The sequence below is a fragment of the Streptomyces sp. NPDC059524 genome (assembly GCF_042749255.1).
GTDB lineage: Bacteria > Actinomycetota > Actinomycetes > Streptomycetales > Streptomycetaceae > Streptomyces > Streptomyces xanthii.
Map to the genome: position 1 here is coordinate 1 of NZ_JBHYTK010000205.1, position 8418 is coordinate 8418.

An 8418-nucleotide genomic window follows, 5' to 3' on the forward strand; every position below is an offset into this window, starting at 1 on the left:
GAACTGCGCGACCAGCCCCCACCCACCGGAAGGTCACGTGACGAACCGCACCGCCCCCCCCACAGGGTGAACGCCCGCTAACCTGCGGAGCATGACCGTTCACCTCGAAGTAGCCGACGGCGTCGGGACCATCCGCCTCGACCGCCCCCCGATGAACGCCCTGGACATCGCGATCCAGGACCGCATCAAGGAACTCGCCGAAGAGGCCACGGCCCGGGACGACATCCGGGCCGTGGTGGTGCGCGGCAGCGAGAAGGTCTTCGCGGCCGGCGCAGACATCAAGGAGATGCAGGTGATGGACCACGCGGCGATGGTCGTGCGGTCCCGGGCCCTGCAGGACTCGTTCTCGGCGGTGGCCCGCATCCCGAAGCCCGTCGTCGCCGCGGTCACCGGCTACGCCCTGGGCGGCGGCTGCGAGCTGGCGCTGTGCGCCGACTTCCGGATCGCCGCCGACAACGCCAAGCTGGGCCAGCCCGAGATCCTGCTGGGCCTGATCCCGGGCGCCGGAGGCACCCAGCGTCTGTCGCGTCTGGTCGGCCCCTCCAAGGCCAAGGACCTCATCTTCACGGGCCGTCAGGTGCGCGCCGACGAGGCGCTGGCCATCGGCCTGGTGGACCGTGTCGTCCCGGCCGCCGAGGTCTTCGAGGCCGCGCACGCATGGGCGGCGAAGCTGGCGCAGGGCCCGGCGATCGCGCTGCGCGCCGCGAAGGAGTGCGTCGACGCCGGTCTGGAGACGGACCTGGAGACGGGCCTCGCCATCGAACGCAACTGGTTCGCGGGCCTGTTCGCGACCCAGGACCGGGAGACCGGAATGCGCAGCTTCGTGGAGGAAGGTCCGGGCAAGGCCAAGTTCGCCTGACGGCCGCCGGAGCACCTGACGTACGGGGATCAACTCGCCTCCGGGCAAGCGGAGTTGATCTCCGTACCTCGTTGGAGCGCATGATCTCCGCCTTAAGGGAGCCTTAAGCGGGCCGGGTTCCCGCGAGGCGGATTCTGCCCCGTCAGGGGATGTTTCCGCAGGTCAGGCGGGCTGTAGGCTTACCTTAAGTGCCAACGGCATATGCCCGAGCGACCCACCGGAATGAGGCGTTCCGGGGGGCTTATTCAGCCGGAACGGCCCCATGACCGGCCACGGGAAGTCATCATGGTGGGCATGGCGGGGCTTGAGGGTGTCGAACAACCGCGGCGGAACGGGAGTACGACCGCCGCGCGCTGGTCTCCCGCGGTCGAGGACGAACACGCGCTGAAGGCGCTGGAGTTGTTCGGGAACCCGACCGAGGCGGAGGTGGCTCTGCCGTCCCGTCCGGAGTCCGCGGCGATCGCCCGCCGGCTCGCCCAGGTGGTGATCCTGCGTCAGTGGGGCCTGTCCCCGAAGCTGACCGAGGACGCCGTCCTGCTCGTCTCCGAGCTCGTGGGCAACGCGGTGCGGCACACGGGCGCCCGCGCCTTCGGACTGCGTATGCTGCGCCGGCGCGGCTGGATCCGGGTGGAGGTGCGCGATCCCTCGCGCGGGCTGCCCTGTCTGATGCCGGTGCGCCCGCTGGACCTCTCCGGCCGCGGCCTGTTCCTCGTCGACAAGCTCTCCGACCGCTGGGGCGTGGACCTGCTGCCCCGCGGCAAGACGACCTGGTTCGAGATGCGTGTGGCCGACCGCTGACACGTGACCCGGCGGCCGGTGGCCCCGGATGCACGAAAGCCCCCGTTCTCGCCGTCGTGCGGCGCCGCGGGGGCTTTCGTGTGGTGCGCCGCGAACAGAAGGGGTGGAGTCCGCGGCGTCTGAGACGACCGGCCCGGGTCAATGGAGGTCGTGCCACCGAGGATGGCACAGGACGCCCGGAACGGCCAAATGAATCATTGGTTACATCGCTCGCCAGCCTAGTAAATGAAGAAAAAGTACACCCGGCATCCAGTATTCATTAAGGTCCCCGGGTCGGTAGGGGGCTTTTGTGCCGGTTCCCCCTTAAATGGGCGGGTGACCAAGGCCGAACCGATCCGTCGCCGCTCCGCGCTGCGCCTCGGCGCCGGGCTCACCGCCGCCCTCGCCACCGGCTGCGCGGCCGACGAGCACCCCGCCGCCACCCCGGCGCCCAAGGCCCACCCCGCCCGCCCCGCGGAGTCCGCCCGCGCCGCCCCCGCCCCGCGCCGCTTCCCCGGGCAGCCCGCCCAGCTCACCCACGGACCCCGCGACCGCGACCGCGTCGCCCTCACCTTCCACGGCCAGGGCGACCCGAAGATCGCGGACGCGGTCCTGAAGGAGGCCGAGAAGGCCGGCGCCCACGTCACCGTCCTCGCCGTCGGCACCTGGCTCGACCAGCACCCGGACATGGCCCGCCGCATCCTCGACGCCGGCCACGACCTCGGCAACCACACCCTCCACCACCAGGGCATCAACACCATGTCCGAGGCCGACGCCACCGCCGAGATCACCGGCTGCGCCGACCGGCTGCGCCGCCTCACCGGCTCCATCGGCACCTGGTTCCGCCCCTCGCGCACCCCGACCGCGACCCCGCTCGTCGTCCGCCTCGCCCAGCGGGCCGGCTACCCGCACGTCCTCTCGTACGACGTCGACTCGCTCGACTTCACCTCGCCGGGCGCCGACGACGTCGTCGAGAACGTCACCTCGGCCGTACGCCCCGGCTCGGTCGTCAGCCTCCACTTCGGATACGCGGACACCGTCGCCGCACTTCCGCCCCTCCTGGACCACCTCTCCCGTCGCGGCCTGGCCGCGGTGACCTGCACGGAGCTGCTCACGTGAACACCCACCCCGCCCGCCGGACCCCCACCCGCCGCACCGGCGTGCTGCTCGCCGCCGCCGTGACCGCCGCCCTCACCGCCCTGACCGGCTGCGGCACGGAGAAGCCCGCGCACGACACCGCCCAGGCCATCAAGCCCGTCAAGCCGGTCAAGCCCGCCAAGCCGAAGATCGACGGACTGCCCGGCATGCCGCCCGTCCTCGACCCCCAGGACGTCTACGCCGCCGACCGGCCGAACAAGCTGTCCCCGGTCGTCAAGGACTTCCCGTCCCGGGTCTACGTGCCCAACACCGAGTCCGACACCGTCTCCGTCATCGACCCCAAGACGTACAAGATCATCGAGACGATCAAGGTCGGCCGCCAGCCCCAGCACGTCGTGCCCTCCTGGGACCTCAAGACGCTCTGGGTCAACAACGACAAGGGCAACACCCTCACCCCCATCGACCCGAAGACCGGCAAGGCCGGCGACACGGTCGACGTGCACGACCCGTACAACCTCTACTTCACGCCCGACGGCAAGCACGCCGTCGTCATGGCCTCGCTCGACCGCCAGCTGGTCTTCCGCGACCCCCACACCATGAAGATCCAGCACACCGAACCCGTCAGCTGCTACGGCGTCAACCACGCCGACTTCTCCCTCGACGGCCGCTACTTCATCGTCTCCTGCGAGTTCAGCGGCGAACTCCTCAAGGTCGACACCGCGAAGATGAAGGTCGTCGGGCAGCAGAAACTCCCGTACGACGGGGCCATGCCGCAGGACGTCAAGATGTCGCCCGACGGCAAGAAGTTCTACATCGCCGACATGGAGGCCGACGGCATGTGGGTCCTCGACGGCGACAAGTTCACCGAGCCGACGCTCCTGCCCACCGGCAAGGGCACCCACGGCCTCTACGTCAGCCGCGACTCCAAGGAGATGTACGTCTCCAACCGGGGCGAAGGCAGCGTCTCCGTCTTCGATTTCACCAAGGGCAAGCTCACCAAGAAGTGGCACCTCCCGCAGGGCGGGAGCCCCGACATGGGCGGCGTCTCCGCCGACGGCAAGGTCCTGTGGCTCTCCGGCCGCTATGACGCCGAGGTCTACGCCATCGACACCCGCACCGGAAAGCAGCTCGCCCGCATCCCCGTCGGCTCCGGCCCGCACGGCCTCGCCGTCTACCCCCAGCCCGGCCGCTACTCCCTCGGACACACCGGAGTCTTCCGCTGACCCGTGCACCCCGTGGCATCGTGGGCTTGAGTCTCCACCCACTGGAAGGCCCAGACTCCCCGGCATGACCGACGACGGCCCGCACCTGCTCACCATCGGCGCCCTGGCACGCCGCACCGGACTCACGGTGCGCACCATCCGCTACTGGTCCGACGAGGGCGTCCTGCACCCGGTGACCCGCAGCGACGGCGGCTACCGGCTCTACGACGCCGAGTCCGTGGCCCGGCTCGAACTGATCCGCACCCTGCGCGAGCTGGGCCTCGGCCTCGCCGACGTACGGCACGTGGTCGGCGGCGAGAAGGACATCGCGTCCGTCGCCGCCGCCCACGTGGCCGCCCTGGACGCCCAGATCCGGGCCCTCAGGCTGAACCGGGCGGTGCTGTCGACGGTCGCGAAACGCAACTCGACCGCCGAGGAGACGGCCCTCATGAACAAGCTCGCACGGCTCTCCGCCGCAGAACGCAAACACATCATCGACGACTTCATGGAGCAGACCTTCGGCGGCCTGGACACCGCCGACCCCGACATCCGCACCCGCCTGCGCGTCATGGTCCCCGACCTGCCCGACGACCCCACCAGCACCCAGGTCGACGCCTGGGTCGAGCTCGCCGAACTCATGCAGGACCAGGGCTTCCGCGCCCACATGCGCGGCATGGTCGAGTTCAACGCCGCCGACCGCGGACCCGACATCACGCCCGGCAGCTCCCTGTGGTTCATGAGCCGCCTCGTGCAGCTCGCCGGCGAGAGCCTGGAGCGCGGCATCGACCCCGAGTCCCCCCAGGCCGACGAGGTGCTGCGGGGCCTGCTCGGCGACGCCGACCGCGCCGAGGTGCTCACCCGTCTCGAAGCCGCGGCCAACGAGGACGTCGCCCGGTTCCGCGATCTGGTCTCCCTCGTACGGGGCCTGGAGACCCTGCCCCGGCACGAGGCGGAGTTCGCCTGGGTACTCGCCGCACTGCGCGCGCACGGCGCCCGATAATCTGGGCCCCGTCAATCCGGTGCCGCGCCCGAGCGGCGCGGCACAGCAGTACGTAAACGAGGGGTGGTCCCGGTGGCGGACATCGAGGCGGCACGCAAGGCGTTCGAGCGGTTCGACGCGGACGGCGACGGCTTCATCACGGCGGCCGAGTACAAGAGCGCCATGGCGCAGATGGGCGACTTCCACGTCACGGAGTCGGTGGCCGAGGCCCTCATCGCCAAGCAGGACGCCAACGGGGACAAGCTCCTGTCCTTCGACGAGTTCTGGGCCAACCTCAACAAGGCCTGAGCGCGCTGAGCGCCGACCCGACTCCGCCGCGTCCACCGGGCCCCGCCCCGGCGGACGCGGCGTCGTCGGCCCGAGGTCGAGCGCGGCGGCGCGCCGGCGGCCTTGGGTAAGGGCAGCGGCCACCGTGGTGCGCACCGCGTCGTTGTCCGAGGTCGAGCATCGGGTCGATCCCCTGCGCGTACAGGTTCAGGGCGAGGGTCACGAGATCGACGTTCCCGCCCGGAATAGCCCGCCCGCCCCCGAGGTTGTCCCCGAAAAGTATGCACGTGCATAAATTTCCGGAGGCAGGATCACCATGAAGATCGGCATCATCGGCGCGGGCAACATCGGCGGCAACCTCACCCGGCGCTTCACCGCCGCCGGACACGACGTGCACGTCGCCAACTCGCGCGGCCCGCACACCCTGGGCGCCCTCGCCGAGGAGACCGGCGCGACCGCCGCGACCATCGAGGACGCCGTGAGGGACGCGAAGGTCGTCGTCGTCACCATCCCGCTGAAGGCCGTGCCCGCGCTCCCCGACGGACTGCTCGACAGCGCGGCGGACGACGTCACCGTCATCGACACCGGCAACTACTACCCGCAGCAGCGCGACGGGAAGATCACCGGCATCGAGGACGAGGGTCTCACCGAGAGCCGCTGGACCGAGCGTCAGCTCGGCCACGACGTGGTCAAGGTGTTCAACGGGACGTACGCCCAGGACCTCATCGACAAGGCCCGCCCGGCCGGCGACCCGCAGCGCGTCGCCCTGCCGATCGCCGGCGACGACGAGGCGGCCAAGCGGGTCGTCACCGGGCTCCTCGACGAGATCGGCTTCGACGCCGTGGACGCCGGCGGCCAGGACGAGTCCTGGCGCCAGCAGCCCGGCACCCCCGTCTACGGCCTCGCCGCCGACGCCGCCGCCGTCCGCAAGGCACTCGACGCGGCGTCCCCCGAGCGCACCGCGGAGTGGCGCGCCTGAGCCCCGATCCGTTCCCGGAGTCCCGTCAGGGCGTGGCCCACTCGCGCAGCGCGGACTTGCTCGCGAAGTCGGCCACGTCCTTGTCGAGCGGCGAGTCCGTGTACTGGTGGAAGCGCCACTTCGCCTGGATCCGCGGCTTCCCGGCGGTCACGTAGTCGGCGATCCAGAGCGCGTCGCCCGCATAGGATGTCGTGTCCACGTTCAGCCAGTAATTGCGGTTCGTGTAGAGGATCACGCGGTGGTGCGGGCGCAGCCGCTTCACCTCACGGATGAAGCGGTCCTTCTCCGCGTTCGTCGCGTGCGTGCCGTCGCCGGTCGTCTCCCAGTCCACGGCCAGGATGTCGCCGGACCGCTCCGGCGCCTTGCTCACGAAGTACTCGGCCTGCGCCGCCAGGTTCCCCGGCCACAGGAAGTGGTAGAAGCCGACGACACAGCCGCCGTCACGGGCGAGCTTCGTCTGGGCGGTCAGCCGCGGATTGACGTACGACCGCCCCTCCGTCGCCTTGATGAAGACGAACGACAGGCCGTCGGTGTCGAACGTGGACTGGTGCGAGCTGACATCGATTCCGCGCAGCATGCGAGGCCTCCGGTCGGTGGGGCGACGAGGTCGGACCTACATCGTTCCCGAACGGAGCACGGTTGATGTCACGTTCCGGGGCGCCCGTCCGTCCGTGTGGTGAAGCTTCGAACGGGAGATCACCATGTACGCGTTCTACGCCGCCGTCACCGTCCTCGGCGCCGCCCTCTTCGGCTCCGCCGCCGTCGCCAACCTCTCCGGCCACGACTATCCCCGGCAGCAGGCCGACAAGCTGGGGGTGCCGCGGTCCTGGATCCCGCTGCTCGGCAGCGCGCTGGGGGCCGGGGCGCTCGGGCTGCTCGCCGGGTTCGTGGTGCCGGGGCTCGGGGTCGCCGCCGCCACCGGGCTCGTCCTCTACTTCGTCGGGGCGCTGGCCACGCACATCGTGGCGGGGGACCGGGCGCTGGGCTTCTGGGCGTTCTGCTTCGCGCTCGCCGTCGCCGCGCTCGTGTTGCGGATCACGGTCTGAGCCGCCCGGAGTCAGGCCTCAGAGCCAGCCCTGACGCTGGGCCTGCAGCGCCAGTTGGAAGCGGTTCGCGGCACCCAGGCGCGCCATCAGGACCTGGAGGCGGCGGAACAGCGTGCGGCGGCTGATGCCCAGCTCGCGGGCCACGACCTCGTCGCTCGCCCCGCCCGCGAGCAGCCACAGGAGACGCCGGTCCGCGGGCGGCAGACCCCCGGGCCGGGCCGTGCTGCCGTGGAACGGCAACGCCTGCTGCCACGCCTGCTCGAACAGCGCCACCAGCGCGGACAGCAGCCCGCACGGCTGCACGACCAGCATCGTGTTCAGCACATCGGCCTCCTGGATCGACAGCGACACCAGGGCGTACGCGTCGTCGATGATCAGGAGCTTGACCGGAACCGAAGGCAGCACCCGGGCCAGCTCGCCCGCGTTGATGCACGGCTCGATGGTCCGCTTGAAGTGGTCGGCGTGCTCCAGGGACTCGCGGGAGTAGACGACCCGCTGCGTCACCCCGCGCGCCAGCGTGGCCAGCGCGTCCTCCGTGGCCGAGGGGATCGGCGAGTACGGGGGCGACTCGAACTGCCGGATCTGGTGCCGGGCCGACGCCCAGGCCAGCCGCATCCGGGGTCCGATCGCGTCGCCGGTCACGAGCTCGACGAGCTGATCGTTGTAGGCGGCGAGCCGGCGCCGCCGGAAGGAGTCGAAGGCGCCCGTGACCAGCGTGCGGGACTTCTCGACCTCGGCCGCCCGGTGCCGGGCCAGCACCTCGAGCCCCGCCGTCGGCGCCACCGGGGCCACCACCTCGCCGTCCGCCCCGGCCGCACTCGCCAGACCGGCGTCGACCAGCTCCTCGTACGCCTCCGCCAGACCCGGCCCGTCCAGCGCGGCCGCCGCCGCGACCTCCTCCAGCGGGGCGGGGGCCAGGTCGAGCAGGGCGAGATAGACCCGGGCCGCCGCCGGACCGACGCCCAGGAGCCGCAGGGCCTCACCGAGCTGCGCGTTCGTCATGGCCGCATTATGGACCGCCCCGGCGGGCCGGATGGCCGATCCGTGCCAGTGGCGTCACCGGGCGCCACGGGCCCCGGCCCGGAGTTACCTTCGCCGGGGCGCCCGGCCGCCCGCGGGCCCGAGGCAACCCCCCAGGGGGGCCCCCGGGGGCGGGAGAAAGGGAGGTTAAAACGGTTGTGCGCGGTCCG

10 protein-coding genes are annotated in these 8418 nt (G+C 71.3%); 8 read left to right on the forward strand and 2 right to left on the reverse strand.

The features are described 5' to 3' along the window. The first annotated feature begins 91 nt into the window (after window positions 1-91). The 7 genes from ACFW9D_RS35065 (at window position 92) to ACFW9D_RS35095 (ending at window position 6182) form a co-directional block, all read left to right on the forward strand. A complete protein-coding gene (locus ACFW9D_RS35065; protein ID WP_188336765.1) occupies window positions 92-859 on the forward strand; it encodes an enoyl-CoA hydratase/isomerase family protein in 768 nt (255 codons plus the stop codon). 294 nt (window positions 860-1153) lie between these two features. Continuing rightward, window positions 1154-1657: an ATP-binding protein gene (locus tag ACFW9D_RS35070; protein WP_188336764.1), complete on the forward strand. Its 504-nt coding sequence runs from the start codon at window positions 1154-1156 to the stop codon at window positions 1655-1657. A 315-nt stretch (window positions 1658-1972) separates the two neighbouring features. Beyond that, entirely contained in the window at window positions 1973-2755 is a 783-nt protein-coding gene (locus tag ACFW9D_RS35075) for a polysaccharide deacetylase family protein (protein ID WP_384628938.1), read from the forward strand. A gap of 41 nt (window positions 2756-2796) precedes the next feature. Continuing rightward, complete coding sequence (locus ACFW9D_RS35080) at window positions 2797-3957, forward strand: YncE family protein (RefSeq protein WP_384628951.1); 1161 nt, start codon at window positions 2797-2799, stop codon at window positions 3955-3957. 64 nt (window positions 3958-4021) lie between these two features. After that, on the forward strand, window positions 4022-4936 hold the full coding sequence (locus ACFW9D_RS35085; RefSeq protein WP_384628941.1) for a MerR family transcriptional regulator: 915 nt from the start codon (window positions 4022-4024) through the stop codon (window positions 4934-4936). A 72-nt stretch (window positions 4937-5008) separates the two neighbouring features. Next, window positions 5009-5224 carry an EF-hand domain-containing protein gene (locus ACFW9D_RS35090; protein WP_188336761.1) on the forward strand — a complete coding sequence of 72 codons (216 nt, stop codon included), beginning with the start codon at window positions 5009-5011 and terminating at the stop codon, window positions 5222-5224. A 295-nt stretch (window positions 5225-5519) separates the two neighbouring features. Further along, window positions 5520-6182 (forward strand): NADPH-dependent F420 reductase, encoded by a 663-nt coding sequence (locus ACFW9D_RS35095; RefSeq protein WP_384628944.1) that lies wholly within the window; start codon window positions 5520-5522, stop codon window positions 6180-6182. A gap of 25 nt (window positions 6183-6207) precedes the next feature. On the opposite strand, the gene ACFW9D_RS35100 is transcribed toward ACFW9D_RS35095, so the two are convergent. Further along, window positions 6208-6759 (reverse strand): glycoside hydrolase family 25 protein, encoded by a 552-nt coding sequence (locus ACFW9D_RS35100; protein ID WP_188336757.1) that lies wholly within the window; start codon window positions 6757-6759, stop codon window positions 6208-6210. Between the two features lie 124 nt (window positions 6760-6883). On the opposite strand from ACFW9D_RS35100, the gene ACFW9D_RS35105 reads away from it, so the two are divergent. Next, window positions 6884-7228, forward strand: coding sequence for a DoxX family protein (locus ACFW9D_RS35105; RefSeq protein ID WP_188336756.1), 345 nt, complete (start codon window positions 6884-6886; stop codon window positions 7226-7228). An 18-nt stretch (window positions 7229-7246) separates the two neighbouring features. Here the strand turns inward: ACFW9D_RS35105 and ACFW9D_RS35110 are convergent, their stop codons facing one another. Next, the gene (locus tag ACFW9D_RS35110) at window positions 7247-8230 is read right to left on the reverse strand and encodes a LuxR family transcriptional regulator (protein WP_384628948.1); all 984 of its coding nucleotides are present in this window, start codon (window positions 8228-8230) and stop codon (window positions 7247-7249) included. Window positions 8231-8418 lie beyond the last annotated feature (188 nt).